At 46.9% G+C, this 24,719-nt stretch carries 27 protein-coding genes; 12 read left to right on the forward strand and 15 right to left on the reverse strand.

The features are described 5' to 3' along the window. Position 1 precedes the first annotated feature (1 nt). From ACYCS5_RS12520 to ACYCS5_RS12550, 7 genes are all read right to left on the reverse strand, one after another. Positions 2 to 805: a hypothetical protein gene (locus ACYCS5_RS12520; protein ID WP_459761135.1), complete on the reverse strand. Its 804-nt coding sequence runs from the start codon at positions 803 to 805 to the stop codon at positions 2 to 4. A gap of 12 nt (positions 806 to 817) precedes the next feature. Beyond that, positions 818 to 1,711, reverse strand: a complete 894-nt coding sequence (locus ACYCS5_RS12525) for an ABC transporter ATP-binding protein (protein ID WP_029518547.1) — start codon at positions 1,709 to 1,711, stop codon at positions 818 to 820. Positions 1,712 to 1,942: 231 nt separating this feature from the next. Then, complete coding sequence (locus ACYCS5_RS12530) at positions 1,943 to 2,962, reverse strand: LLM class flavin-dependent oxidoreductase (protein ID WP_459761136.1); 1,020 nt, start codon at positions 2,960 to 2,962, stop codon at positions 1,943 to 1,945. 104 nt (positions 2,963 to 3,066) lie between these two features. Next, positions 3,067 to 4,230 (reverse strand): AI-2E family transporter, encoded by a 1,164-nt coding sequence (locus ACYCS5_RS12535; protein WP_459761137.1) that lies wholly within the window; start codon positions 4,228 to 4,230, stop codon positions 3,067 to 3,069. 150 nt (positions 4,231 to 4,380) lie between these two features. Continuing rightward, positions 4,381 to 5,394: an LCP family protein gene (locus ACYCS5_RS12540; protein ID WP_013312376.1), complete on the reverse strand. Its 1,014-nt coding sequence runs from the start codon at positions 5,392 to 5,394 to the stop codon at positions 4,381 to 4,383. Between the two features lie 91 nt (positions 5,395 to 5,485). Continuing rightward, positions 5,486 to 6,388: a cation diffusion facilitator family transporter gene (locus ACYCS5_RS12545; RefSeq protein ID WP_029518550.1), complete on the reverse strand. Its 903-nt coding sequence runs from the start codon at positions 6,386 to 6,388 to the stop codon at positions 5,486 to 5,488. Positions 6,389 to 6,596: 208 nt separating this feature from the next. Continuing rightward, positions 6,597 to 8,321, reverse strand: coding sequence for a DEAD/DEAH box helicase (locus ACYCS5_RS12550; RefSeq protein WP_459761138.1), 1,725 nt, complete (start codon positions 8,319 to 8,321; stop codon positions 6,597 to 6,599). Positions 8,322 to 8,874: 553 nt separating this feature from the next. Between ACYCS5_RS12550 and ACYCS5_RS12555 the strand changes: the two genes are divergently transcribed. The 7 genes from ACYCS5_RS12555 to ACYCS5_RS12585 all read left to right on the forward strand — a co-directional run bounded on the left by ACYCS5_RS12555 (position 8,875) and on the right by ACYCS5_RS12585 (position 12,762). Then, entirely contained in the window at positions 8,875 to 9,270 is a 396-nt protein-coding gene (locus ACYCS5_RS12555; protein WP_459761139.1) for a hypothetical protein, read from the forward strand. A gap of 39 nt (positions 9,271 to 9,309) precedes the next feature. After that, positions 9,310 to 9,954 carry an immunity 50 family protein gene (locus ACYCS5_RS12560; protein WP_459761140.1) on the forward strand — a complete coding sequence of 215 codons (645 nt, stop codon included), beginning with the start codon at positions 9,310 to 9,312 and terminating at the stop codon, positions 9,952 to 9,954. Then, the gene (locus ACYCS5_RS12565; protein WP_459761141.1) at positions 9,947 to 10,354 is read left to right on the forward strand and encodes a hypothetical protein; all 408 of its coding nucleotides are present in this window, start codon (positions 9,947 to 9,949) and stop codon (positions 10,352 to 10,354) included. The genes ACYCS5_RS12560 and ACYCS5_RS12565 overlap by 8 nt, the downstream gene beginning before the upstream one ends. 178 nt (positions 10,355 to 10,532) lie before the next feature. Then, positions 10,533 to 11,162, forward strand: coding sequence for a hypothetical protein (locus tag ACYCS5_RS12570; RefSeq protein WP_459761142.1), 630 nt, complete (start codon positions 10,533 to 10,535; stop codon positions 11,160 to 11,162). A gap of 82 nt (positions 11,163 to 11,244) precedes the next feature. Then, on the forward strand, positions 11,245 to 11,772 hold the full coding sequence (locus ACYCS5_RS12575) for an SMI1/KNR4 family protein (RefSeq protein ID WP_029518557.1): 528 nt from the start codon (positions 11,245 to 11,247) through the stop codon (positions 11,770 to 11,772). Next, positions 11,756 to 12,316, forward strand: a complete 561-nt coding sequence (locus tag ACYCS5_RS12580; protein ID WP_459761143.1) for a hypothetical protein — start codon at positions 11,756 to 11,758, stop codon at positions 12,314 to 12,316. The genes ACYCS5_RS12575 and ACYCS5_RS12580 overlap by 17 nt, the downstream gene beginning before the upstream one ends. A 2-nt stretch (positions 12,317 to 12,318) precedes the next feature. Further along, complete coding sequence (locus ACYCS5_RS12585; RefSeq protein WP_459761144.1) at positions 12,319 to 12,762, forward strand: immunity 26/phosphotriesterase HocA family protein; 444 nt, start codon at positions 12,319 to 12,321, stop codon at positions 12,760 to 12,762. Between the two features lie 61 nt (positions 12,763 to 12,823). Here the strand turns inward: ACYCS5_RS12585 and ACYCS5_RS12590 are convergent, their stop codons facing one another. Together ACYCS5_RS12590 and ACYCS5_RS12595 are read right to left on the reverse strand one after the other, a co-directional pair. Beyond that, positions 12,824 to 13,363: an HAD family hydrolase gene (locus ACYCS5_RS12590; RefSeq protein ID WP_459761145.1), complete on the reverse strand. Its 540-nt coding sequence runs from the start codon at positions 13,361 to 13,363 to the stop codon at positions 12,824 to 12,826. A 213-nt stretch (positions 13,364 to 13,576) separates the two neighbouring features. After that, complete coding sequence (locus tag ACYCS5_RS12595; protein WP_459702486.1) at positions 13,577 to 13,639, reverse strand: hypothetical protein; 63 nt, start codon at positions 13,637 to 13,639, stop codon at positions 13,577 to 13,579. A 148-nt stretch (positions 13,640 to 13,787) separates the two neighbouring features. On the opposite strand from ACYCS5_RS12595, the gene ACYCS5_RS12600 reads away from it, so the two are divergent. Together ACYCS5_RS12600 and ACYCS5_RS12605 are read left to right on the forward strand one after the other, a co-directional pair. Further along, the gene (locus ACYCS5_RS12600) at positions 13,788 to 14,447 is read left to right on the forward strand and encodes a DNA gyrase inhibitor YacG (RefSeq protein WP_069010047.1); all 660 of its coding nucleotides are present in this window, start codon (positions 13,788 to 13,790) and stop codon (positions 14,445 to 14,447) included. After that, a complete protein-coding gene (locus ACYCS5_RS12605) occupies positions 14,428 to 14,787 on the forward strand; it encodes a DUF7716 domain-containing protein (RefSeq protein WP_176715670.1) in 360 nt (119 codons plus the stop codon). Before ACYCS5_RS12600 ends, ACYCS5_RS12605 begins: the two co-directional genes overlap by 20 nt. Here the strand turns inward: ACYCS5_RS12605 and ACYCS5_RS12610 are convergent. Next, positions 14,777 to 16,411: a DUF6138 family protein gene (locus ACYCS5_RS12610; RefSeq protein WP_459761146.1), complete on the reverse strand. Its 1,635-nt coding sequence runs from the start codon at positions 16,409 to 16,411 to the stop codon at positions 14,777 to 14,779. The two genes, ACYCS5_RS12605 and ACYCS5_RS12610, sit on opposite strands and share 11 nt — an antisense overlap. A 157-nt stretch (positions 16,412 to 16,568) precedes the next feature. Here ACYCS5_RS12610 and ACYCS5_RS12615 point away from each other — a divergent pair, with 157 nt between their 5' ends. Both ACYCS5_RS12615 and ACYCS5_RS12620 read left to right on the forward strand, forming a co-directional pair. Further along, positions 16,569 to 17,345, forward strand: coding sequence for an SMI1/KNR4 family protein (locus ACYCS5_RS12615; RefSeq protein ID WP_459761147.1), 777 nt, complete (start codon positions 16,569 to 16,571; stop codon positions 17,343 to 17,345). A gap of 17 nt (positions 17,346 to 17,362) precedes the next feature. Next, positions 17,363 to 18,784 carry an SMI1/KNR4 family protein gene (locus tag ACYCS5_RS12620; protein WP_459761148.1) on the forward strand — a complete coding sequence of 474 codons (1,422 nt, stop codon included), beginning with the start codon at positions 17,363 to 17,365 and terminating at the stop codon, positions 18,782 to 18,784. A 68-nt stretch (positions 18,785 to 18,852) separates the two neighbouring features. Here the strand turns inward: ACYCS5_RS12620 and ACYCS5_RS12625 are convergent, their stop codons facing one another. Next, entirely contained in the window at positions 18,853 to 19,467 is a 615-nt protein-coding gene (locus tag ACYCS5_RS12625; RefSeq protein WP_459761149.1) for a TetR/AcrR family transcriptional regulator, read from the reverse strand. 25 nt (positions 19,468 to 19,492) lie between these two features. Then, positions 19,493 to 20,977 carry a phytoene desaturase family protein gene (locus tag ACYCS5_RS12630; RefSeq protein WP_209947763.1) on the reverse strand — a complete coding sequence of 495 codons (1,485 nt, stop codon included), beginning with the start codon at positions 20,975 to 20,977 and terminating at the stop codon, positions 19,493 to 19,495. 318 nt (positions 20,978 to 21,295) lie between these two features. Between ACYCS5_RS12630 and ACYCS5_RS12635 the strand changes: the two genes are divergently transcribed. Then, complete coding sequence (locus tag ACYCS5_RS12635) at positions 21,296 to 22,531, forward strand: peptidase (RefSeq protein ID WP_459761150.1); 1,236 nt, start codon at positions 21,296 to 21,298, stop codon at positions 22,529 to 22,531. Between the two features lie 115 nt (positions 22,532 to 22,646). On the opposite strand, the gene ACYCS5_RS12640 is transcribed toward ACYCS5_RS12635, so the two are convergent. The 3 genes from ACYCS5_RS12640 to ACYCS5_RS12650 form a co-directional block, all read right to left on the reverse strand. Continuing rightward, the gene (locus ACYCS5_RS12640; RefSeq protein ID WP_016822819.1) at positions 22,647 to 22,754 is read right to left on the reverse strand and encodes a putative metal homeostasis protein; all 108 of its coding nucleotides are present in this window, start codon (positions 22,752 to 22,754) and stop codon (positions 22,647 to 22,649) included. A 180-nt stretch (positions 22,755 to 22,934) separates the two neighbouring features. Beyond that, positions 22,935 to 23,810, reverse strand: a complete 876-nt coding sequence (locus ACYCS5_RS12645; protein ID WP_029518573.1) for a cysteine ABC transporter substrate-binding protein — start codon at positions 23,808 to 23,810, stop codon at positions 22,935 to 22,937. Positions 23,811 to 23,947: 137 nt separating this feature from the next. Further along, the gene (locus tag ACYCS5_RS12650) at positions 23,948 to 24,703 is read right to left on the reverse strand and encodes an amino acid ABC transporter ATP-binding protein (RefSeq protein WP_029518574.1); all 756 of its coding nucleotides are present in this window, start codon (positions 24,701 to 24,703) and stop codon (positions 23,948 to 23,950) included. Positions 24,704 to 24,719 lie beyond the last annotated feature (16 nt).

A 24,719-nucleotide genomic window follows, 5' to 3' on the forward strand; every position in this document is an offset into this window, starting at 1 on the left:
TTTACCGTGATGCCACCACTTCGAGTCTGCGTTCTTCGCGTTCGGAAGCGGACATTTTGGGGCAAGTATAACAATACCGCTGACCTCCACCTGTCTTGTAATATTGGCAACAGGACGGTTTCATGTAGGTATTTTTACCAGGGCGGTAAGGATTGTCCAATTCAACGAGACGAACCGTAAACGGATTTCTTTTACGCCCGAATATCTCTCCCTCAAGTTCACGTGTCACATACATATAATCTTGTTCAAAGCGCTCCACATCCTGAGGATCAGTCAACGATGGCTGTACTCTATCCTTAAAATACAGCAATGCCAACGGAAACTGTCCCCACATTTGGCCGATAGATGCGCTCCCCACTGTAGCAATTGCTTCCAATAGGGGCCGCATCTGCAAACTGTAAAAGTCTCGTAACACTTGCTGGGCCTGTTCGGAAGAACGGTGATCCCCATTGTTCCACGTATTGTCCAGCTCTGTTAAGTCGATGACCTGAAGACTAATAGAGGGATATTGACCTTCATAACAAATATGAAATCTGAGATTAGAAACGGACAGGTCCCAACGGCGTTCACACAGGGATACCATAAAATGCTGCGCAAACACGAGGCCACGCAACTGGTTCACAAAATAAACGGCTGCGGTTAAAACGTCTTCAGCACGCAGAAGATCGCCGTAATACTCCATCACAGAGCGGAGCTTCTCGGGTTCAAGCCATTCGGCCACTGGCCCGGAATATACTGCATCCTCCGGCGTGACTCTCACTATGTTTGCTAGTTGCTCAAGCTGATCGTAATCCAGTGATTTCATGGTATATCCCCTTTAACCTCTTGCCGCTACTTGTGCTCTAGCATCACGTCGCTCAGCAACAGAACCCACAGGTTGCTTATCTTCCACATTCATTTCTTTTATGGCTTGGCTTACCGCAGGCTGTCCAGCCAAAGCATACGGAAGACAGAGCGGTACACCTGTACGAGGATCTGTTACAATATCAGCCTCAATCCCGAACACTTCACGCAGCACATCAGGGGACATAACCTCAGTTGGAGTTCCTACCGCCTCAGCTTTCCCTTTTTTGATTGCAATCATATGCTGAGCATACCGGGCCGCATGGTTCAAATCATGCACGACCATAACAATGGTGCGCTCCTCCGAAGTATTTAGATACTCCAGCAAATGCAGCACTTCCAGTTGATGCGCCATATCTAAAAATGTCGTCGGCTCATCCAGAAACAAAATATCCGTATCCTGCGCAAGTGCCATAGCAATCCAGGCACGCTGACGCTGACCGCCAGAAAGCTGATCAATCGGACGATCGTGGAACTCGCTCATTCCCGTTACTTGAATGGCCCACTCTACCATTTTGCGATCTTCCGCTTTCATGGAACCAAAACCTTTTTGATAAGGAAAACGTCCGTAAGATACCAGTTCCGTCACGGTTAATCCTTCCGGTGCAGTCGGATTTTGCGGCAAAATAGCCAGCTGCTTAGCTACTTCCCGGGTGGATTGCTTATGAATGGATTTACCGTCAAGCAGAACACTGCCGCCCTTAGGATTCATGATGCGAGCCATCGTCTTCAGAATAGTGGACTTGCCAGAACCATTTGCGCCCACCAAGGCTGTGATTTTCCCTTGCGGTATTTCTACGTTCAGATCTTCTACAATCAATCGATCTTCATAAGCAATATCCAGATTTGCCGTTTTCAGACGAAACATGTGGAATCATCCCTTTCCCTTATCCAATATATATAGTCACGGGCTTAACGCACGACTTTCATCAAAACTTCATTCTATCTTTATATAATAAAGATATTGATAATCATTATCAAGTGTTAACTGGTTTATTTCCTATATCATACAGTGCATATCATCCAATATTTCCTCAAAAAATTCAAAAAAAGATCACAGCTCCTCGAAGCTGTGATCTTTCAAATCCGGCGAATTGCATTATGACTGTACAGAACACAGTCCAAGTGCTTCGGCCATGAGACGTATAGATTTCATTTTGGCATCAAAGTCATGAATAATGCTCGCAACCATGATCTCCTGTGCATTATAGTCCTTACTTAATTGCTCAATCTGACGCTTCACCTGTTCGGGCGAACCGACCACCATACGTTTGCGATTCTCACGTATCCGCATCCGGTCAAACGGCGTATACGGATACGCCAGTGCCTTTTCCACGGAAGGTGTTCCAGCGGAGCGCATTCCCTGCTCTAATAGTACAAGAGACAAGTCCATGCTGGAAGCCAAGCGATTGGCCTCCTCTTCGGTATCCGCACAGATCGCAAATACGGCAACAAGCGAACGTGGTTCGTCACTATGCTGGGAAGGCTGGAAGCTTTCCTGGTATTCCTTCATAGCCCCTGTGCCGCCTTCACCATTAATGAACTGCGCAAACGCAAAGCCCACGCCACGCTCGGCTGCCAGACCTGCGCTATCACCACTGGAGCCGAGCAACCACATTTCCGGTACAGTTTCTATGAGCGGCATCGCCTGTAGCGAACCGAAACGGTGATTATTGCCTGTGCTGTCATGTAAATAAGCTAACAGGTCATCCAACTGCTCAGGGTATAGATCTACACCACCTCGCATTTTGCCTTCTTGCAGGGCTCTGGTAGCAATGGGCATTCCTCCAGGCGCCCGTCCCAGACCCAAATCAATGCGTCCCGGATACAATCCCTCCAACACACGAAAGTTTTCCGCTACTTTATAAGCGCTGTAATGAGGCAGCATCACCCCACCCGACCCCACTCGAATGGCCCGAGTACGGGCGGCCAGATGTGAAATCAGTACCTCCGGGCTGGACCCAGCGAGATTTGCTGCAGAATGATGCTCTGATACCCAAAAGCGATGATAACCCAAGCGTTCCGCCTCTATAGCAAGCTCAGTGGTCTTTTGTAATGCCTGCGCATGCGTCATGCCTTCCGATACCGGAGATTGGTCAAGAATGCTGAGTTTTATCATAAAAGTCTGACCTTTCTATTTGGGAATAAGGATAGGCATTAATTATAGCATGCGTAGCCACAGTTACCCAAGAGGTGCCCCTATCAATTTTATAGTGGAAAATTTTATTTTTCGTAAAGACTTGCGTTCCCTTTATCCGCCTCATAGAGATGTGAACGCTTTTTAAAGAAACTATACAGATGTGTAACGATTACTTTCAAGACAGCATACCCCGGAACCGCCAGTACGATTCCCACCACACCAAACAAATTGCCTGCCGTCAGAATAACAAAGATAATCGTGATTGGATGTACTCGAAGAGATTTACCCATAATTTGTGGAGAAATAAATTTACCCTCTATGAGCTGTACGACTGTCCACACGATAACCATCTTGAGCAGCATAATCGGTGAGGTGACCAAGGCCACAATTAACGCAGGTGTAATGGCAATGACGGGACCTAAGTAGGGGACAACGCTCGTAAAGGACGCAATGACTGCAAGCGTCAGAGAGTAGTCCAATCCAATGATTAGATAACCAATATACAACAGCGCCCCAATACAGAAGCTGACAATAATCTGCCCACGAATATAGGAACTGACCTGATGATTCATCTCGGTCATAATGCGGTCTGTTTCTTTACGAAACATAGGCGGAAGCATTTTCAGGATAAACTGTGGCAGCTTGTGTCCATCTTTTAGCAAGTAGAACAGAATAAATGGAACCGTGGCAATCGCAAGTACCGTTTCTGTCACCACGCCCAAGAAGCTGCCCACGCCCGTCCATGCATTATTAATAAAGCTAGATAACTTTTCAGAAGCTTTGGAGGCCAGCTCAGATGGATTAATTTGAATGGTGTTCTGGAACTGGTTTACAAAATCGCTGCCGATCAGTTTCTCGAATTGTCGTTGTACTTGCTCGCTATAGGTAGGGAAATTCTGGATAAGCCCCTGTATTTGATCGCGGATTACAGGCACCACCGATGTAACCACAATCGCAATAACCCCTATAATCAGCAAAAACAGTACAATAATGGAGTATATTCGTTTCACCTTATTGCGCTCTAGTACATCAACCAACGGATTGAACAGATAGTACAACACGCCGGATAAAATGACAGGGAGAATAATCGTTTTTAACAGCACCATGACAGGTGTGAATATGTATGAAATTTTGGTAAGCACCAAGATATTCAAGCCGATCAGCAGCAGTACCAGCAGAAATAACACAAACTTGTTGTTCAGAAAAAACTTCTTGAATCGGTCTTTCCATGCCGGAGTTATTTCCACACCACATTCCCCTTCTCTTTACACAAATGAGTATATGTTCTTCATAGATACGATATATTTTTGGAACAAAATATACAAGGTTATACCCAAATAAACACAAAAGCAAACAAAGTTGTACGTCATCGTACGAACTTCGCTTGCTTTCGAGGGTTATGGAGTATCATTTATCGTGGTTGCAGCATCCACCGTCGTGGTCACAGGTTTGTTCTCCTGTTCAAAAAGATTCTGTATGAAGCGCTTGAGCTTTCTTTCGTCTACACCCAATACCTGCGCACCCTTAATGGTTTCCCCGCGCACCAATTCATTCGGCGGGATTTGCTGCTTCGCTACTGTTGTTGCATCGATATTAAAGCCCAATGAAGCCAATTGCAGCATTTCCGTAGTACTCAGGTTCGTTTCAATATAAGGAGAAATGCTATTTAAAATACTCGGCAGTTTGATTAGAGATGAGGTTGACTGAATTTTACCGCCAAGCTCGGTAATGAATTTGCGTTGCCGCTCCGTACGCGTAAAATCGGAAGTCGCATCATGACGGAAGCGTACATATTGCAAGGCTGTTTTACCGTCCATGTGCTGCATTCCCTTTTTCAAATCAATATCAAACTGGTGTTTATCTGCCTTGGAGGTATAATGCATATCTTTTTCGACATCCAGGTCAATACCACCCACAGAATCAACCAGCGCAATAAAACCATTGAAATCAGTATATACATAATATTGAATCGGTATGCCCAGCAGGTCGCTCACGGTCTGTCTGGTCAAATCCGGTCCCCCGTAGGAAAAGGCAGCATTCAATCGACTTTGCCCATGACCTGGGATATTGACGTACGTATCACGAAGAATCGACATCAGTGTAGCCTTTTTCGTAACCGGATCAATAGAAGCAACCATAACGGAGTCAGAACGCCCTGAATCCTCTCCACGGGAGTCGCCGCCTAGCAGCAGAATATTCACTCTTTCTGTCCCATCCCATTCCGGTGGGAGCGATACCTCTACAGGTTGTACATTGGTTTGAGTTTGTGCCTGCGGTTTAAATTTCGAATCCTGTCCGGAAGCAACTGAAATTTGATTCGTAAAATGATATATAGAATACGTATAATATCCGCCCACTAAAAGAACCGCCGCAGTCACAGAAATGCCTAACCATTTTAAAAATTTTCGCATATTTTCGGGTAACCTCGCTTTTATTCATCATCGTTCGGCTTTTAAAAGCATACCCTTCCTGCAAGTTATCTGTCAATTCGCGCCGTCTGTTCTAGTGGTCGTCCGCATACCATGGATTCAAATGGACAAGCACCTCATAAACCCGCGGTTCCCGCTTCATGACAGCCCCCTTAATCAGTCGAATAATATCGTGTCCCTGCTGAATCGTCAAAGAGGCATCCACTGAAGCGCGGATATCCACGATAATATAATGGCCGTGCTCACGGGCACGGATACGGTCAATACGTTGAACCTCGGCTACACTCAGTGCGGCTGCGGCGTAGCTCTCAATTTCCTCCGTTGCAATCGCCTTTTCCATAAGCACATCTATGGATTCACGGCCCATTTCCCAGGCCAATTTCAGAACTAGCAATGCCACTACGAATCCCGCAATAGGGTCACCGTAAGATAAGATTGAAATGCCCCAGTGCTCCCCAATCAGCCCCAAGCCGATACCCAGTACAGCAGCCCCAGAGGCGTACACATCAGCGAGATGATCTTTTGCCGTTGCAATAAGACCCTGACTATTGGCCGCTCTCCCGATACGAATCGTGTAGATATACAGCCACTGTTTCCAGAGCAAGGAAATAATGGCGGCCACCAATGCCAGTATATGCTCCTGTGGCATCGGTTCGAACAGTGCTGCAATCGAATGATAGCCGATAAATATACCCGCTCCAAACAATATGACCGCCACCACGCTTGCACCGATCACTTCTGCCTTGCCGTGACCATAAGGATGGTCCTCATCCGGCGGCTGGCTAGATATGCGCATCGCCCCCAGTGCCGTTGCAGAGGCAATCACGTCCCCAGCATTATGCACACCATCGGCTACCAGCACCTTGCTGTTGAACATAAGTCCTGTAATAATCTTAATGCCGGTTAATAGGATGTTGCTAATCAGGCTGATCCATGCTGAGACCATGGCGCGCTTGCCCATATCCTGTTCCTGCATGATGTATAACCCCTCCAAATTTATCTTTTGAAAAATGTATCCTAAACGCTAATCGTTTATTTCAAGGTAGCTCCGCTGCTCATGTCATCTTATGGCGCTGCTCTTTCAGCGGTATGGATGAAGATTACAATAGCCCCGGAAGATGAGCCTCCCCGGGGCTATTATGATAACCATAGTGGAGCATTCTATGAGAATACTCCTATTTTATCTATCTGGACCGTCCGCGACGGCCTCCTTGTCCTTGACCACCACGCGGGCCGCCTTTGGCTTGTCCACCGCGGCCACCTTGGCCTCCGCGTGCGGAACTGCCGCTGCTGCGGTCATACCCGCCGCGCTCGCTGCTTTGTCCCGCCGAGCGGCCTTGGCCTCCGCGTGCGGAACTGCCGCTGCTGCGGTCATACCCGCCGCGCTCGCTGCTTTGTCCCGCCGAGCGGCCTTGGCCTCCACGTGCGGAACCGCCGCTGCTGCGGTCATACCCGCCGCGCTCGCTGCTTTGTCCCGCCGAGCGGCCTTGGCCTCCACGTGCAGAACCGCCGCTACTGCGGTCATACCCGCCACGCTCGCTGCTTTGTCCCGCCGAGCGACCTTGGCCTCCGCGTGCGGAACCGCCGCTGCTGCGGTCATATCCGCTGCGCTCGTTACTGCCGCGGCTAGAGCGACGTTCGCCGCCTGCACTGTCACGACGGCCCGCCTGTTCGCGGCCGCTGCCCCGGCGTCCACCGCCGGAGTCGTTGCCGCCGTAGGAACGGCGGTCGTTTCTGCCCGAACGGCGTTCTCGACCCTGCCGATCAGCCGTATCGGAAGCAGGTCTACGCTGTCCGCCGCCCTCACTGCTGGTGAACGTGACACCAGCAACTTTCTGGATGTTCCGAAGCTCTGGAATATCCCTTGGCGTAGCGAGCGTCACCGCCACGCCTGTGCCTCCGGCACGGCCGGTACGCCCGATGCGGTGGATGTAGCTTTCGGCATCCTGCGGCATGTCGTAGTTGAAGACATGCGTGACGCCTTCTACATCCAGGCCGCGTGCAGCTACATCAGTCGCTACGAGCAATTGGAGTTTCGCTTCACGAAACGCCTTCATCACTTGCTCCCGCTTGTTCTGGGACAAATCCCCGTGAAGCTCACCGCTCTGAAAGCCCATTTCTTGCAGCTCTTCGTTCAGTTTGGCAGCCCGGCGCTTCGTACGGCAGAAAATAACAGCCAAGTACGGACGATCCGTATTCAGCATATCCACCAATGCCTGTTGCTTACCACGGTCTGTTGTTTGCACAACGACCTGACGGATTTGGCTCACCGGAACGGAAGAAGCGGATTTCACTTTGACATCTACAGGTTCGTTCATATATACACGAGCCAGTTTGCGAATACCGGCTGGCATCGTAGCGGAGAACAGCATCGTCTGTCTCCGGTAAGGAACTTCCTGAAGAATCGTCTCCACATCGTTCAAAAAGCCCATGTGTAACATTTGATCGGCTTCATCCAGGACCAGCATTTTAATGCCGCCTAGATCCAGCGTGCCACGTCTCAGGTGATCCAGCAGTCGCCCAGGTGTCCCAATAATCAGTTGTGCGCCACCTTTCAGTTTACGAAGCTGACGCTCCACGTCCTGTCCTCCGTAAACAGCTAGTAGAGATAAACTCGGCTCCGCAGCAGCCAAGCATTTAGCTTCCTCTGTAATCTGGAGTGCCAATTCACGCGTAGGTGCAATCACAAGCGCCTGCGGGTGCCGCTTGTCCAAATTCAGCTTTTGTAAAATCGGCAGTAAAAACGCAAGCGTCTTCCCTGTCCCCGTATGTGCCTCGGCAATCACATCCTGACCTTCCATCAACAGTGGAATGGACTCCTGCTGTACAGGTGTTGGCGCTGAGATGCCCTGCTCTTTCAAGGCTTCTACCCAATGTTGCTCCACACCTAATGCTGTAAAATTATTCAAGTTGTATTCACTTCCCTTATCTGTATTCAATATGTGTCACGTAAAATAGGTTCATGTGCCATATGACATCTATCGTTCCATAGTTCAGAATTCCCATTTTTGTATCGGTTCTCATTCTCCCCTTTTCAGGAAGGGAGCATATCCGTTATCGTTGAATCTGTTCATGTAACCAACATACGGCCGCAATGCGGCTCAGGACCGTTCCATGTATGACTTTCCTAGTATACGCGAAGTTGAACTGGTTTCCAAACGATTTTAATGAACAGGACCACAGCCTATATAAAAGGTGAATTCGATCTTCATGTCATATATTATGGTATAAGAATTGGTAATTCATGAATAAAGGATGGATGCTTGTGGTTAACAACTTGCATTATAATTTTATAATGGCCGGTTCCTTGTCGGAGAAGCACACTTTGTTTGCTGAAGAGTGCTTTACTAACCTGTTCGATTGTTTTGAAACGCTCCTGAATATATCAGGAATCCGCAATACCCGTGTGTCTATCTATCCAAGAAAGCCAAACACGGTAAGATCCGCTGGGACAAGCAGGAGTTGCTTCGTATTGTAACCAATGATGAATTGATTCCGCTGATGCTGGTTATAGAGGCGCCTAGTATCAAATCGTCCTATAACAAAGGGACGACGCCGGAAGTGTACATTCTTTTGTCCAATGGCCCTATGGGTCAATCTCCCAACAATTGCGGGATGCTTGTTTCGATCCGTCAGGACGTTTATGAACGTATTGACCGAACAAGCGTGGAAGACGTTATGCTGCAGCTCAGCCAGTTAATAAAGGCAAACAAACTGTTACATAGCTCGCGCAACTTTTATGCTGGCAGTAAAGCACGCGCCATTATGGATATTCTTCCATTTATGCTCGAACAGGATACCCCGGATATGAAGTATGTTTTTCAATCGTGGACTCCGTTCCCTTTCCCACACACTTAAACAATTCGTCATACTATTAACCCCAGGAGGCTGCAATTTATGCAAATTCAAGTTCAAAAGGTTGAAAAAAAAGAGAACGAATATCTCATTCATTATCAAGCCGGCGGAGCGTTGCCGTTCGTTCCGCATGATATTGTTCTGATCCATGGCAAACAGTATTTTATAGGTACGATTTTGAAGGTAGAGTCGGAACAGGTCCTTATCCGTATCAATCCAGAATATGAAGACCAACTGACAGGGTCCATCGGACTGGAACTGGCTTTCTCTCCAACCGTTTCTATTCAAGGTGCAGACAGCATTGTCGAAAAGCTTGGCTATTTCCCTCCCTTTCATTATGACCGAATTACAGCTGCTAATATGACGAAAGACCAGATTACGCTGACGATTGAGCTATCCTACGCTAGCGTGCTTGTCCCTAAATCACCGGATCTGGAGCCTTCAACTGAGGCACCTGTAATCCCTGAAGCTCCAGCAAAAGACGTCCCACGCTATGCAGTGACTTTTACATTTCTGGAAACTAAAGAGCATGTATTAAGCCCTGTAGAAACAGAAAATATCATTTTGCAACTTGACTTCCGTTATGAAGAGGCTGATATGGTCGTTGACATCGATGCCTTGTCAGGGCTGTCAGGCAGCTTTCTGTGCAGAGGCATCCGTGCAGAGATTACGGAACTTCATGAATAAACAAGAAGCCCGTGACCTGTTGCGCTGTCATTCTTTTATCCATGATGATCTGGAGCATCCCAAAATGCGAAGCGGATTTTTAGGGATGCTTCGCCCCTTCCAAGGCGAACTGATCGAGGACAATTTTCATGAACTCATGACTATCATTGAAGTTCTGGCAGATGAGTTGGAGAAACCATCCATAGAACGAGAGTTGATTGCCGCACTGTGGGGGATTTGCCAATATACACGGGCATGGGCGTTGCATCCTGATGGTATGCTGCAGCGAAACAACCTGCTAACCATAGAGCAGATCAATACCCTCGACGATTGGATTGATACGATCTCCTATGCGGTTATGGTGCTGCTGGAGGGTGGCGGACCGGAAGAAGCTTTATCGAGCTACAGACATGAGAGTTGATCCGTAGTGATACATATATCTTAGTCAAGGAGGCTGCTTTTGCACTGCTTCGCGCACATAAAAGCATGCCTTTCGCACAACATGCTCTGAAACAATTAGTTGAGCATGAAGAATTCGGTGCATCTGCCAAACGGGAGCTTTCCACATAATCGACAACCAAAGGAGAATCACTCTACTTATGCGTGTAAGAATATTTATATTCATATTGATTATCGGAATTATATGTGTGCCTGCGTATTTTATTATGAGCAGCTTTGGATTATTCCAAAACGAGAAGGTGCTTGTACATTACAAGCTTGCCCTTGAGGTAAAGGGTAAAAAATATGATGCCTGGCCTTTAATCAGTAGCTATACCGCAATAGATAAAAAAGGGGACCATCGTCAGCTCTACTATCAGGCAAAGGGCTCAGGCATGGAGTATCTGTTTCAACTAGCTTATGGACAGTATGAACTCAAGCCCTCCAAAGAAAATCCTTTTCTGGATGGGGGAATCCACTACACCATGGACCACCCTGAGTATGTGCGTGAGGAAAAGCAGTATGAGAATGCTAACGACTACACGGAATTAACCCATTTTTATAATCAGCAGGAACGGATGATTTATACCTATAATCCCGAAGCCAAGCTCGATAAAACATACGTCCGTTCCATCATCACCGCTGGGATGACTCGCACAACTGGTAATTCAAGCCGTCCGGTTAAGGATGACTATATCAATATCAGTAAGCTGTTTAAGGATAAGCTGGGAGTGAATGTGAAGGTAGATGTGGATGAGGACAACAAAATCGTTACCCTATCGATGACATGATTCACATACGATGTACCGCTGCGTTGTTTCATTTCCAACAAAGAGATCTATGGTTTACTAGGATCAAGGAGGCTGGTTGTTGATGTCATTCGCAATTGAATCAGGGCTTTTGCCTGCCCAGATCGCAGCATTGGAGGAACAGATACAGCGTATATTGCCCGCTGGCTATAAACGTTTTCTTTCACAATATAACGGATTTTATGTAGCCGCCCCTTTTTATTGCAATGTGCCCTTCGATCGAGTGGATAACGGAGACATTGATTTGACTTGTTTTTTCGGATATGAGGTATCCAACAAAAATCATGACCTTCTAGCGATTAATGATGAATTTCTGGATGAAATCAATCATGTCGAGAGCGCTTTGTTGATTGGTGCAGATGCGGGCGACAATTTTTACGTTCTGACATGTAAGGAATACACCCCGTATGTGTACTACTGGGACCGCACACATCTTCATGCTTATGATGACAAACTGAACTATGATATTGCAGAGCAGGACGAATGCGGACATTTGTATCTGGTGGCAACAGACTTTACAACGTTTTTTAATCAGGTAATTGAACGACTCAACGAGCAGAAAGGAAGGCCTACTGATGACAGAAATACATAATGCTAAGCAGGGACCGGCTTATTTGGAGGGTTGGGTTGTACCCGAAACCCCCGAGGCATGGGTCGAGCAGGAGTGGACAGGTACGCTTCGTTCACAGGCAGGACATACGAAATTCCACATTTTTTATTACGGAGAACTTATGGACGAGCTGATCACTGGTACTGAATTTGCACCCCAACTCATTATTGCAGAAGATGCAGTCACAGGTGAACAGATCGTGATCTTTGATGGAACCCGCCATGGTTACGATGCTCTGCTATGCGAAGTGTATACCAAGGAACAACAGAACAATCGTTCTCCCCTGCTGCCCTATCTGGACGAAGATGGTGAAGATACTTTCGAGGTAAGCGTAACTGCCTTTTATAATGTGGATTGGGATGACGAGTTTGCAGACGATGTAGATGAGAATGGGCAGCTAGAGCTGATCAATGGCGAACGATGCGATTTTGAAGATGCGAAGCGGAATGGCTATGATGCGATTAGCATTACGATTACCAGCGCTAAAGGTCTAAAAACAGAGATCATTCAGGAAGAACTGGCCTGACGATGGTGTTCAAAAGAATCAAGCATCGGGAAGGCGATATTTTTGTTATCCCCCTGCATGACGGCCGATTTGCGGTATGTCAGGTGATCTGCGCACTGTATGGTAGATTCAAAAAAGCGTTCTCCTTCGGGGTTCTATCCATAGGCCAGAATCAAGCGTACGGAGGTGAAACGACATATCTTCCGTTTACAAATTATCGCGGCCGATTTGAAGTTATATTCACCGCCACCCAAAATCTGACGAAAGGAGTATGGCCCATTATCGATCATCGCCCTCTTTCCGAGGAACAACAGCAGCTAAAATATTTTAATTGCGCGGGCCATCTATACTGTGGGGATGAATATATACGCAATCTGGAACTGGAAGAATATAATCAATATACGGTAATGGGCGTGGCTGGATATGAGTTGGTACAGCAATATTTAGCCCAATATGATGACCGCTAGGAAGAATAGCAGCACAAATAACCACCTTGAAGTTTGAATGCCAAGGTGGTTATTTGACCTGTTAAAAGGGTTCAAACGTATATGGGAATGATGTACGCTCTGTCCCCAATACCGACTTCACGCGCTCTTCATCCACCAACGCTTCGACGAGGCTATACAAATCCAAGGCTGCATACCGAAAATTGCCCGATGTGCGCAGATTCAAAGCATAGATTGGGAATTCCCCCCGTTCATCAGGCGATTGAATATCCCAGATCAGCAAGTCATCCTCTTCACTGGAAGCGAAAGGGACCGCATGCTCCAAAAGCTCCGGAAAACCATCTGGCTCCAGCGCCGCTTCTTGTAAAACCTCTTCTGATTCCAGCAAATCATCAAACCAAGCCCGCCAATCATGATAACGATGAAGCCATGAATCCGGGTGATCGCCAAGAGGAATATGAATGTTCCATAAGCCGCATAGTCGCCCGTAACCAAGAGTTTTGACATAATCTATATAAGAAGGCGGAAAGCCCATACCATTTTCAAAACGATGCTCTATTAGAAAAGCCTCATCATAGTAAGCCTGGAATTGCGGACGCTGTAGTCCTGTAAAAATGCTCATGCTCGCCCTCTCCTTTCGCGCATCTTTATTCACCTTTTCGCTCTTAGGCACATTGAAAAGGTCTTTTTCAAGTGTTAAAATGGGAATAAGATGTATATTCTAAAAAAGAGTGAAGATGCGTCAACATCCTCACTCTTTGGCAACAGCCGCTTTTAAGGGCGGTGGCTGCAAGTTCACGGTATTCGAAATAGACCGGTTCCTACCACGGGCGGTCTATTTCTTTTTATGGAAGGAAAGAATCAGAATCACCAACGTTGCGAATTGAATCATCAACATTAAGGTGTCTTTAACCTCCACAGGCCTCACCTCCCTCACAGGAGACTAGCCGACCGCCCATCTAAGCCATTCTGTTGTTAAGGAATATTATAACATATGAAATATAAAGAGTGCGTTTTTACGATCTTTCCGAAAAGGAGGAACGAACATGGAGCAAAAACGCTTCAAAGATGAATATGGATACAAATATGACTTTAGCGCCGTGATTAGAAGAGGAGAACAGGTAACTGTTCACTGCCCCCGTTGTCAGGGCCAAGCTTTTATTTCCATATCCAAAAAAGACTGTTATTACGTCGTTCGATGTTCTCATTGTTACTACACATATCAGCAGCCCGAATCTTATACATTCTATGCACGCGGCGTATGCAACCATTGCGAACGGTATTTTAATATCGAAATCCATGATGACCGAACGAAACTCCATAAAAATACAAATATAAACTGTCCGCACTGTGAGACACGCAATCAGGTTCCGGTGCATCGTGTGCAATCACGCGAATGGCATACGAACGTGATCCAAAACGGAAAAGACCCTATTTTCCAGCTCCAGCTGTACTTCCTAGATTACTATCGGGGGAAACCTGTCTGGGCTCTTAACCGGATACACCTGAATTACCTGCTCTCCTATATCTCTGCCGAGTTGCGAGAAAAGCCTGCATCCGGTATGATGCGTACGGCTTCCCACTCCATTCCCAGGTACATTAAGGATGCGAAGAATCGCCAGTCCATCTTAAAGATATTACAAAAGCTACAGCATAAGCCAGCGGCTAAGAGAGGAGTCTCCATACATGAGCATACAAACTTTTGACAGCCTTGAAGCACTGGTCCATGCCGTTGACCAAACAGAAATCAATGAATGGGTATTTGCCAATCTGAAACATGTTCAAAGTAATCCGCTCAATTCTACCTATTACATCATTCCCGAGGAAGAATTGTGGGAACTGGAGGATGCCGGTCTCACCGTCACCAATCATCGTGATGAAAGTATACCTGCATCTCTGCCAGACCATCAGGTGCAATCTTGGCTGGAGGTGGCGACTGTACAGGATGTCATTGAAGTGTTACGCCACAGCGGAAGCGAGCCGGATATTGAACGCATTGCGCAAGGACTGCGATATTATCATGAATATGATGCTTTTATGGAATAAGCGTTTCCAGCAGCTCTTTTACCTCAGGGACAGCCTGCTTCAGGCTGTTTTTTAGTTTCTTCGCGCCACCCCATATACGATAAACAAGCACCTCTTGTTCGTAGTTCTCCAGCTTCTTAAGCTCCTCCACCAGTACCTGTGCCTGCTCTACGGTTTCAATTCCGGATGACTTCAGTGGTTTGGCAGACTCGTTGCCTGCCAGTAGAACCCTCGTCCAAACGGGTATCGTGTCCGGTGTCAGTCCGTGTGCGTCAGCAAATACAGCGGCGTAACCGTCCTGTACGGACTGATGTTCACTGTCCACCAGCTTCATATAACGATTCACTAATGGGAAATAGTTCTTTCCTTTTAGGCCCAGTCCCATCACCGCATAGGTTCCCGGCATTGCCGACTTTTCACCGGGCTCTACATCGTTATACCACTTGAACTCTTCCATCACGACCTCAGCATATTCAGCCAGCAACGGATGCAGCGCAGGATATTCAAGTGCATTGGCGAAGAAACGATGCAACGTAGATTTAGCCAACTTGGGTACAGGCAGGTAGTTTTTCACCTTGCTTTTGAACTTCATCCGATATTCCTTGGTAAAGCCCTTTCTTAAAATATCGCATAAATATACGAGTGCTTCTCTATAGCTCTCTTCTTCCTCTGAACGAATCTGAACCTCCAGCGTTTGCAAAATATCATTGGCTTGGCAGATGACTCGCTCACTTGTATATAACGCTGGGATGCTTCCTGATCCGTTCTTAAGCCACTGGGCTGCCTGATCCGAACCCAACTGTGCAGCAATCTCCAAATACTTCTGCCGTGCATCGGCATCGGTCGAGCCCACCCGCATCGCGGTAAGCAGGAACATCTCCATGGCTGGCGCGGGAATTTCCGAAGGGAGAATATCGGGCCTCACTTTATAATCCAGTCCATAGCTTTTTTCCCGATCCGCATACTTCAGCAGAAATTCATCCTCAGCCCAATGCTTTAAGCCACTGCTGAGCTGATACCTCCATGCTTCCTCACGCTTGCGGCTGACCTTCACTTTGGCATCCATTCGATTCAGCAACTCATTCATCCGCTGGGCGTTTACAGGGTACAAATGAGGATCAAGCAAGTGTCTCACTAAGAAGAAATCGTCCTCTTCCTTCGGGATAGCTTTACTGGAGGGGTTGAGCTTCTGCTCTACAAACTGTTGGATAGTGGCTAACAGTTGCTGCCGTTTATCTTCATTTAGGAGTGAGAATGTAAAATGATTGGCCTTATTCTCCAAGACCACTTCCAGATGAAAATCCAGTCGATAACGAAAGAACATGGAGCTGAATTCTTCCGAATTAAATAGCGCCTCTATCTTTTCCTTGAACATAGGCATCCATTCGTCCTGCACCTGCTGCAATGTTACCCCATCTGTAAACCCAGAAATTTCCGCATCCGGTCTACGACGATCCCAATCAAACGGTTCGTGGGTATCCACCCACAGTCCATCCTTCTTACAAGTAACTTTTAAGTATTCATGAATCCCTTCGTGAAGGACGCTTTTGATTTGGAATTCGGCGATGCGCTTTTGCTCAGAAGCGTATGTCTGGTCAATCTCCTCAAAAATTGGACCGATGTAGGCTTGTACCCCTGATGTCATAAGATGTGTTCCTCCTTCGTCCCCTCACAAATTGTAGTTCCTACGGAATTAAGATAGACTAATCTATAACTATTTTATTTCCTGATTATAGCATATCTCTCATTTACTTTTGGACTCTACCCCTATAGATAGAGTGCCGGAAAGCAGGTGTATTCATATGTATTGGGTTTCCACACAACATACGACGGTGGCTGCCGAAGAACTGACAACTTTCGAACATACCTATGGATTAACTTTACCACCTCCCTATGTAGCATTCCTCACCCGCTATGGGCCTGGTACCTTTTGCGGACTGCTGGTGATTGAACCGCCTGATGCTCAACTATTACAATCCTATGCGGATTACGAACTGTGGAGGCATGATGATAACTGTCCGATCACCGTGCAACAGCTAGGCGAGTGCGTGGTCATCGGTAGCTCCATAGATGGGGATTTCCTAGCGGTGCACCCTCAGGTCGAAGGTTTGCTTTGGCTACCGCGACATTCGGAGGTCATTACTAAGAAGCCATTAGATGTTCAGGTTCCATTTACAGATACACTGGAGCATATACTACAGGATGAATTCGGAAGAATAGAGCCATTCCCCCGTTATTTCGAACCTGTCAGTCTGGATAGAGCAGCAACATTTCTACTATTTAATCCACCCGAGACGGCGGAAGCTTGCGGTTCAGCCCATCCGAACGATCAAGCCTTGCAAATAGCTCCAGCATCTATACAGGTATTGGCTCAGCGTTTTAAACAGCATTTTGACTCACATCTATGGATTGAAAACGAGCATATCTGCATGGCTTTTCTTCAGACTCTAGGCGGATATGTGCGTTTTAACTATGCATATGGACGCGAAGTGGCGATCATTTATGAACCCACAGCGATAGCACTTCGTGATGAAATTCTAGCATTCTTGCAAAAAGAGCATTGCCAGGTTGTAGAGTAAGAGGAGGACAAATACGAATGACAGTACATTTTGAACGAACCTTAGAAAAGCTGGGACAGATCGCCGATCGTCTGAGACAAGGTGGGATGTCTGACGTGGTATACCAATGGTCGAAGGGGATTTCTACAAGTGAACTAACTGAGCTGGAGGAACGGCTGCAGATGCCTTTGCCTGCCTCCCTGTCTGAGTTGATAAAGCGGTGTGGCAGCTTACATTTGCTATGGTGCCTCCCTCAACACTGTATTGTAGCCGATGAACCGGCTTGTTCATATGAAAGCAGTAATGGCCTTGAACAAGAACCGAATATCCTCGACGATATCACAGGAGAATTTGGCTGGAATCATGAGTATATTGGCTATTTTACATCTTATAGGGAAGATACCGACTCAGCAGCGGACGAGCAACGATATCTGATCCTTAATTATAATGGTGCGGGTGATCCGATACTGCTTGATATGGCGACATCCGCAACAGAGCCAGCGGTGTTCTGTTATGATCATGAGTTGGATCAGTTTACGCTGCTCGCGGAAAATCTACCTGCCTATATAGAAACCATGCTCACCTTGCACGGACTATGGCTGTGGGATTGGTCTAATGTGTCAGACGAGCATGGCATTCAGCTAAACAGTCCACCACTACAACTGTGGCAACGCTGGTTGGACATGTTTTGTACGATGAAGCTGGAGGATGCGCAGTCGTTGGAGACGCTGATCCATTACACCACCATGCATGGCGTAGATCATCCTGCTGTGGTGCAGGCTTTTCAAGCCTATGATCCAAAGGATATTTTTCTTGCCTGGGAGCAGCACTGGCAGAACATTCAACATAGCCAGGTTCCATTCTCTACATGGGCCGTTTGGGTAGGGGAGACCGCAGGGGTTGGGGCTGCTGATTGGGTCCGCTCCTTGTGGGAACCGGAAACCGCGCAAGTATGGACATCTTTAGCGCAAAACAATACCCTACATGCTAAGGGTGCATTTGCGTCCACACGCGCCTATCTGAGCGCCCGCTGCCTACCCGAGCAGGAAGGCTTGGTATGTGTTTGCAATCACCTGCTACAGCATTCGGTTGCAGATGGCAAATTAGAAGGATACACCGCTAATGGGCAGCTACAGCATTTTCATTCACCGCAGGTCATTAACTGGATACGGGATAAGGTCAATCATCCGGTCGATGGCTGGGCAGTACTTTTCGCCTACTCTTGTCCTACAGCTGGGCAGGTGATTGAATGGCTATCCAGTAGTGAGCTTCATCAGAAGATTGCAACGGAGGCGCTAGATATTATGATTCATCGGGATCTTCTGCCCGCTCTGGAAGCAGACGCTTGGGCCAATATCTCAGATCTGCTTCTTGCTTCTTTGCAGCTCGTGATGCTCAAAAAAGATAAGCGTCGTATTGAAGCCGTGCTTAAGCAGCTTTCAGATTTGGAGCTTCGTTAATCTTTCGGAAGGGTCGTATACGGATTCACATGTACAGTGATGTGAGGTAAAGAAAGTTAGCCGCTGCCTCAGCGGCTTAACCCCTTGAGGAAAGTATCTATAGTGAATGCGATCAATTCATCATTGGATTTTGCCATAGGAAGTTCAAAATTTAGGAGCAAAGAAGTCAAGCCGTGCAGCATACTCCATACAGAGCTGGCGAACAAGCGCTCATCTCCTTGAATGATGGAACCCTCCTCCATAACGGCTTTGAGCCCAGCTTCAAGAAGCTCAAAGCCTTTAAGGCTCCCACTGTCTATAAGACTAACCAAGCTTACAGATTCCAGGTTGCTGATAAACAGAATGTTGTAATATTCCGGGTTAGCCGTTCCAAAACGGACATACGCATCAGACACCGCCTTCAGTGTGTCCAGAGCGTTCAATCCCGCTGCCTGTGCTTCATCCGCACGTTGCTGAAGAGCCTGCAGAAACAGGGCATTTCCTTCTAGCAGGAGTTCGATTACAATGGCTTCTTTGTTTTCAAAATAATGATAAATAGTTGTTGGTGAATATTCGATCTGATCTGCAATTTTGCGCATGGAGACTTCAGCATACCCTTGATTCAGAAAAAGCGATCGGGCGGCCTCAATGATTTTCCGGCGGATCTCATTGCTTTCACGTTCTCGGCGTTTGATATGTTTCATGAGTAGATGTACTTGCCCTTTCTGCCTACCCCAATTTGGCGGCGATACGATCAGCTTCCATTATACCCGATTCCATAACCCCTTGAAACCCGCCCCCAGGCTGTGTCCAGGCCCCTACCAATGATAGACGCTTTACTGCTGATTTGTGCTTGAGCCTTTTTATACCGGACTGCCGAACCGTTTGTGCGTAGCCATAAACAGCCCCGTCGGGATTAGCGGTATAACGCTGCATCGTGCGTGGTGTGCCCAATTCGGCAACCATCACTTTGCTGCTAAAACCCGGATACAGCTGTTCAAGGCATCCCAATATCTGCTGTGTCACGGCTTCTTTTTTGGCTTTGTATTCGGGACGTGCGGCAGGCCAGTTCTCCAATCTGTCCAAAAATGTAATTGCGATGACACCCTTTCCCGGTTCATTGAGCTTAGGGTCCATGGCGTTATAATTCGTGAGCATCCAGTTGCCTTTCGTATACTGGCCGCTCATCATTACTTCATAATCTGTCTCCGAATCCGGCTCATTACGCAGGATTAAGTCTTCTTCGGTGATGCCAAGCTCATGAGGTTCACATGATAATCCCAGATATAGCTGGGTGAGAGACGTGCCAGTCTCCAAACTGCTGACAGCTTCCAGCTCACGACGGGCAGCATCATGGTTTTCCAGTAGACGGCCATAGGTATGATGAGGACTGATACCAGACACAATCCAGTTGGCTTTATATACATCCCCTTTTTTCAGACGGACACCAGCAGCTTTACCACGTTCGAGTATAATCTCAGATACCTGACTGCGCAGGTGAACTTCTCCTCCCGCTGACTTAATAGCGTCAACCAGTGCATTGGATAAAGCCTGTGCGCCTCCCTCAATGTAATACGTCCCCTCCATGTGGTAGCCGATCCAGGGAATAAAAAAATACAGGGCCGCAAGTCGCTTTGGAGGCAATCCGTAATAGGCCCACAGCGCGGTGAAAAATTCCGTGAAGCGGTCAGATAACCCAAACTGGCTTACAGCTTCCCAGGTGGTCATTTGCGTCCAGCGGAAAAAGGTCCCAGCTTTGAGCAGGCCAACCGCCTTGCGCCAGGAAGTGAGAGTAGAAAAAGCAGAAAAGCCTGTTTCAAAACGACGAATGCCCGCGAATAGACTGTCAATGGCTTTCACCTCAGTAGGAAACATGTTCTTGAGGAGCTGCACATACTCCTGAACATCGGACGGAATATCAATGTTCTGGCCTTCCCAACGAATGGAGTAAGGGTGCTTTTTGCGGAGAGGAACAATTCGCTGGTCCGCATTACAGGCCTTCAGCATCTGACCAAAGCTTCCTTCCTCGAGTCCGCCGACACCATGCAAGGAGACATCAAAAGTGTATCCCTTTCTTGTAAATTCAGTTGCGAAACCGCCAGGCAGAGTATGGCTCTCAAAAACAGCTGTTCGGTAACCGAGCGCAGAGAGTCTTGCTGCACAGGATAAGCCACCCAATCCTGCACCGATGACAATAACATCATATTGGTTCATGATTTCATCCCCCTTTTTTTTAACATCGTTATATAAGTTAACAGTGTTAAGTTAAGGAGATTATATACCATAATATTACCGTTGCGAAAGTAAAACTTTTTTAATAAAACATCAAAAAATGTAGCGCTTTCACTTGTCAGATTCCAATGAAGGTGCTATCCTTCAAGTGGGATTGTTACTGAAAAGGCAAAACCCGAGTACACTTGTGTACCCGGAGTTTGCCCTTTTTTAATTTGTATGGATTCCACAGCATACAGTTAACCATCCCGAACATGTAGTAAGCGCTTTAAAAAAATGACACCAAAGGAGATTAATCTCATGCAAAGAAGACGTTTTGCCCCTGTTTTATTATCTTTCGTGTTCCTGCTAACGATCTTTTTCCCATCCTCCAGCTCTGCCGCAGCAGCAACAGATGTCCCAGCGCCACAGGCTACCCTGTTTACACAGGTACAGCCTTTGGGTGAAGTCGTTTCTGCTGTTGTACTGAAATACAGCACCAATATTGACGGGGCATCCTTATCCACGTCTAGCTTTCAGGTTCAATCTGTACTGAATGATGTATATACAGATAGAACCGTGACCGGTGTATATACCAATGATACTGGAGCCATCACCAACCGCAGTACTCATGGTAAATATGTCGTGATTGAGCTGGATACACAAGATAAAAATGCAAGTACCCTTACTTACGATGCAACAAGCGCAGTTAACCGCATCAACACGTTGAATTATACTATTAGTCAAAAGAAAGATATTGCAACTTCAAAGAAAACAGTCATCCCAGCCTCTGCACAGACTGTAAAAGCAACAGATAAAATTACACCGATCGTAGACGATTTCCAAAAAAGCATCTTTGAAAATAAAGAAGGCTTCAAGCTGAACTACTTTACGTTTGAGCCTAAAGTTGAGCCCGGCAAAACCTACCCTCTGGTTGTATTCCTGCACGGAAACGGCGAACGTGGTGACGGAAACGGAGTAAATTTGCTGGCAAACGCCGGAGCTGTTACTTGGGCTTCTCCTGAGCAGCAAGCCAAACACCCATCCTTCGTAATCGCACCACAAAGCCCGATTGACTTGGAACATAAATTCATTTGGGCGGATGAACCACGCAACAGCGCTGTAGCCGATTTGGTACGTGAAACGGCGTTAAAATACCCAATCGACACCGACCGAATCTATATTGTTGGTATTTCTCAAGGAGCTATGGGTACGTGGAGATTGCTGGAAAAGAATCTTGACTTGTTCGCCGCAGGTGTACCCATTGCCGGTTTGACCAACTATGAAAAAGCCGTTAACATGTATGCACCTGTCGATCCTAAACACGTTGAAGTACTGAAAAACGTTCCTATTTGGGCCTTCCATGCTGCAGACGACACCACAGTTAGTCCTAAAAACTCGCAAGAAATGGTAGCTGCCATTAAAGCACAAAACGGTAACCTCATTCATTTTACTGAATACGAAGCAGGGATTATCAAACCTACAGGACACTTCTCCTGGGTACCGGCTCTGCAAAATCAGGATATGATTGAATGGCTGTTTGCACAAAAGAAATAAAAAAAAGGCACCTGCTTTCCTGTGTACCACCATCAGGAAAGCAGGTGCAATATCAAAACGAGGAGACTGAAAAATTTCACACTGGTATTGCCATTTGCAGTTAACTTGGAACCTGCTACTTCGCCCGTTTCGCAGCTTTGATCGTTCTCAAAGCTCGTCTGCGAGTTACCTTGTTCGGACTGCTGAGCTGTCTTCTGGCAGTTGCCACATCTGTTTTAGCCATGTGCACATCACCATCCTATTCACTTAGGCTCATATTGGGAGCATGCACCTAAGAAGTGTTATCGATGATTATGATTCTCATTATCAATTAAGATTATATAATGAAATGTAATAGCATGCAAGAGCTTTTGGGGCAGTGGCGACTTTAATACGGAGTCGCCACTGCCTCCCTTCCCCCAGATTAATCCACTTTGCCGCCCTCTACGACCAATTGATCTGTAAAGCCTTCTCCATAAACGGAGGTCAGTGTGTCCTTGTAGGCTTGATGGACAAAATTTTCCTTACCCAACGTTGCCAACTCATTGTTGATCCAGTCTAACAACTCCTTATTTCCCTTTGCTACTGCGGGTGCAATCGTATCTTGACCACCAAAGGCCGGGATGGTTACGGTAAAGCCGGGGTTGGCCTTTGCCCAGGCGATCAGCTCTGTATTATCGTTGGCAATGGCAACGCCGCGTTTGTCTTTGAGGGCTGAGAAAATCTCTGTGTATTGATCGAATTTGAGCAGCTTGATGTCAGGATAATTTTTCGTAAAATAGGTTTCAGCCGTCGTTCCCTTGGCAACAATCAGCTTTTGATCCGAACCCTTCAATTGGTCAATCGTGGTGATTGGAGCGCTATCAGGCGACACAATGCCAAAGGATAATTTCATATACGGATTGGCAAAATCAACTTTTTCTTTACGCTCATCGGTCACCGTAAAGTTAGCCATGATGATATCTACCTTGTTGGATTCCAAATAGGCAACCCGGCTGGCAGCATCCACCAGAACAAATTCCACCTTGGACTCGTCACCCAAGAGATCTTTGGCAAACCGCTTCGCAATATAGACGTCAAAGCCTTGATTTTTCCCTTCCGAATCCACGTAGCCAAAAGGCGGCTTATCTGCAAATACACCGATTCGAATCTTGCCATTCTTTTTAATATCCTCAATCGAAGCAAATTTAGCCGAGCCTGAACTACCGTTGGTATTACCAGCCCCTGCACATCCCACCAAACCAACAAGCAGCAAGCTCAAAGCCAGTAATAACGTCGTGAACTTCATTCCTTTTCTCATCTGTATTCCTCCCCCTGTTTGTCAGCATTTTGCATCATTCGGTTTCTTTCGCTTCTGGGTGCAACATAGAGACCAATAGAAACATGTCGATCTCTATATTGTGATTGGAAGTCGCTCATGGGATTGATGCAAAATGCTCATATCGTTTCGTACTGAAATATATCCAGAAAGTGCTGGGCACGCTCTGTTTCCGGTTGGGTAAAAAATTGCTGTGGCGTAGTCATTTCACATATCTGTCCTTGATCCATAAAAACGATACGATCTCCTACCGACTTGGCAAATCCCATTTCATGTGTCACGATAATCATGGTCATGCCCTGCTGTGCCAGCTCTCGCATGACATCCAGCACCTCTCTGACCATTTCCGGGTCCAAGGATGCGGTGACTTCATCAAAGAGCATAATTTCCGGATTCATACACAGGGCGCGCACAATCGCAATCCGTTGCTTTTGCCCACCTGATAATTGTCTCGGATACGCATCTTTGCGATCCAGCAGACCCACTCGCTCCAATAGCTGCTCCGCTTGTTCAAGTGCCTCCTGCTTATTTCTCCGCTGAACTTTAAGCGGGCCGAGCAATATATTTTCTAAGACCGTCATATGCGGAAACAGCTCGTAGTTCTGGAACACCATTCCGATATGCTGACGCACCTCACGCCAATTCACTTTCTTGTCCGTCAGGTCTTGCCCTCTATAACGGATATCTCCGCTCTGAACTGGTTCCAGACCATTGAGACATCGGAGGAGTGTGCTTTTTCCACATCCCGAAGGACCGAGAACGACCACGACTTCCCCTTTCGTTACGTCCAGATTAATCTGTTGTAGTACTTTTCGGTCTTCGAAGCTTTTGTGCAGCCCTCGAATTTCGAGTAAAACCTCCACAGCCTCTCCCATGACACCCACCCCATCC

The organism is Paenibacillus sp. SEL3 (assembly GCF_054602585.1).

Bases quoted from the DNA above. Each gene is read 5' to 3' on its own strand.
- ACYCS5_RS12520 (WP_459761135.1), bottom strand. From the start codon at position 805: ATGAAATCACTGGATTACGATCAGCTTGAGCAACTAGCAAACATAGTG.
- ACYCS5_RS12525 (WP_029518547.1), bottom strand. From the start codon at position 1,711: ATGTTTCGTCTGAAAACGGCAAATCTGGATATTGCTTATGAAGATCGA.
- ACYCS5_RS12530 (WP_459761136.1), bottom strand. From the start codon at position 2,962: ATGATAAAACTCAGCATTCTTGACCAATCTCCGGTATCGGAAGGCATG.
- ACYCS5_RS12540 (WP_013312376.1), bottom strand. From the start codon at position 5,394: ATGCGAAAATTTTTAAAATGGTTAGGCATTTCTGTGACTGCGGCGGTT.
- ACYCS5_RS12545 (WP_029518550.1), bottom strand. From the start codon at position 6,388: ATGCAGGAACAGGATATGGGCAAGCGCGCCATGGTCTCAGCATGGATC.
- ACYCS5_RS12560 (WP_459761140.1), top strand. From the start codon at position 9,310: ATGCAAATTCAAGTTCAAAAGGTTGAAAAAAAAGAGAACGAATATCTC.
- ACYCS5_RS12565 (WP_459761141.1), top strand. From the start codon at position 9,947: ATGAATAAACAAGAAGCCCGTGACCTGTTGCGCTGTCATTCTTTTATC.
- ACYCS5_RS12570 (WP_459761142.1), top strand. From the start codon at position 10,533: ATGCGTGTAAGAATATTTATATTCATATTGATTATCGGAATTATATGT.
- ACYCS5_RS12575 (WP_029518557.1), top strand. From the start codon at position 11,245: ATGTCATTCGCAATTGAATCAGGGCTTTTGCCTGCCCAGATCGCAGCA.
- ACYCS5_RS12580 (WP_459761143.1), top strand. From the start codon at position 11,756: ATGACAGAAATACATAATGCTAAGCAGGGACCGGCTTATTTGGAGGGT.
- ACYCS5_RS12585 (WP_459761144.1), top strand. From the start codon at position 12,319: ATGGTGTTCAAAAGAATCAAGCATCGGGAAGGCGATATTTTTGTTATC.
- ACYCS5_RS12590 (WP_459761145.1), bottom strand. From the start codon at position 13,363: ATGAGCATTTTTACAGGACTACAGCGTCCGCAATTCCAGGCTTACTAT.
- ACYCS5_RS12600 (WP_069010047.1), top strand. From the start codon at position 13,788: ATGGAGCAAAAACGCTTCAAAGATGAATATGGATACAAATATGACTTT.
- ACYCS5_RS12605 (WP_176715670.1), top strand. From the start codon at position 14,428: ATGAGCATACAAACTTTTGACAGCCTTGAAGCACTGGTCCATGCCGTT.
- ACYCS5_RS12610 (WP_459761146.1), bottom strand. From the start codon at position 16,411: ATGACATCAGGGGTACAAGCCTACATCGGTCCAATTTTTGAGGAGATT.
- ACYCS5_RS12615 (WP_459761147.1), top strand. From the start codon at position 16,569: ATGTATTGGGTTTCCACACAACATACGACGGTGGCTGCCGAAGAACTG.
- ACYCS5_RS12620 (WP_459761148.1), top strand. From the start codon at position 17,363: ATGACAGTACATTTTGAACGAACCTTAGAAAAGCTGGGACAGATCGCC.
- ACYCS5_RS12625 (WP_459761149.1), bottom strand. From the start codon at position 19,467: ATGAAACATATCAAACGCCGAGAACGTGAAAGCAATGAGATCCGCCGG.
- ACYCS5_RS12630 (WP_209947763.1), bottom strand. From the start codon at position 20,977: ATGAACCAATATGATGTTATTGTCATCGGTGCAGGATTGGGTGGCTTA.
- ACYCS5_RS12635 (WP_459761150.1), top strand. From the start codon at position 21,296: ATGCAAAGAAGACGTTTTGCCCCTGTTTTATTATCTTTCGTGTTCCTG.
- ACYCS5_RS12640 (WP_016822819.1), bottom strand. From the start codon at position 22,754: ATGGCTAAAACAGATGTGGCAACTGCCAGAAGACAGCTCAGCAGTCCG.
- ACYCS5_RS12645 (WP_029518573.1), bottom strand. From the start codon at position 23,810: ATGAGAAAAGGAATGAAGTTCACGACGTTATTACTGGCTTTGAGCTTG.
- ACYCS5_RS12650 (WP_029518574.1), bottom strand. From the start codon at position 24,703: ATGGGAGAGGCTGTGGAGGTTTTACTCGAAATTCGAGGGCTGCACAAA.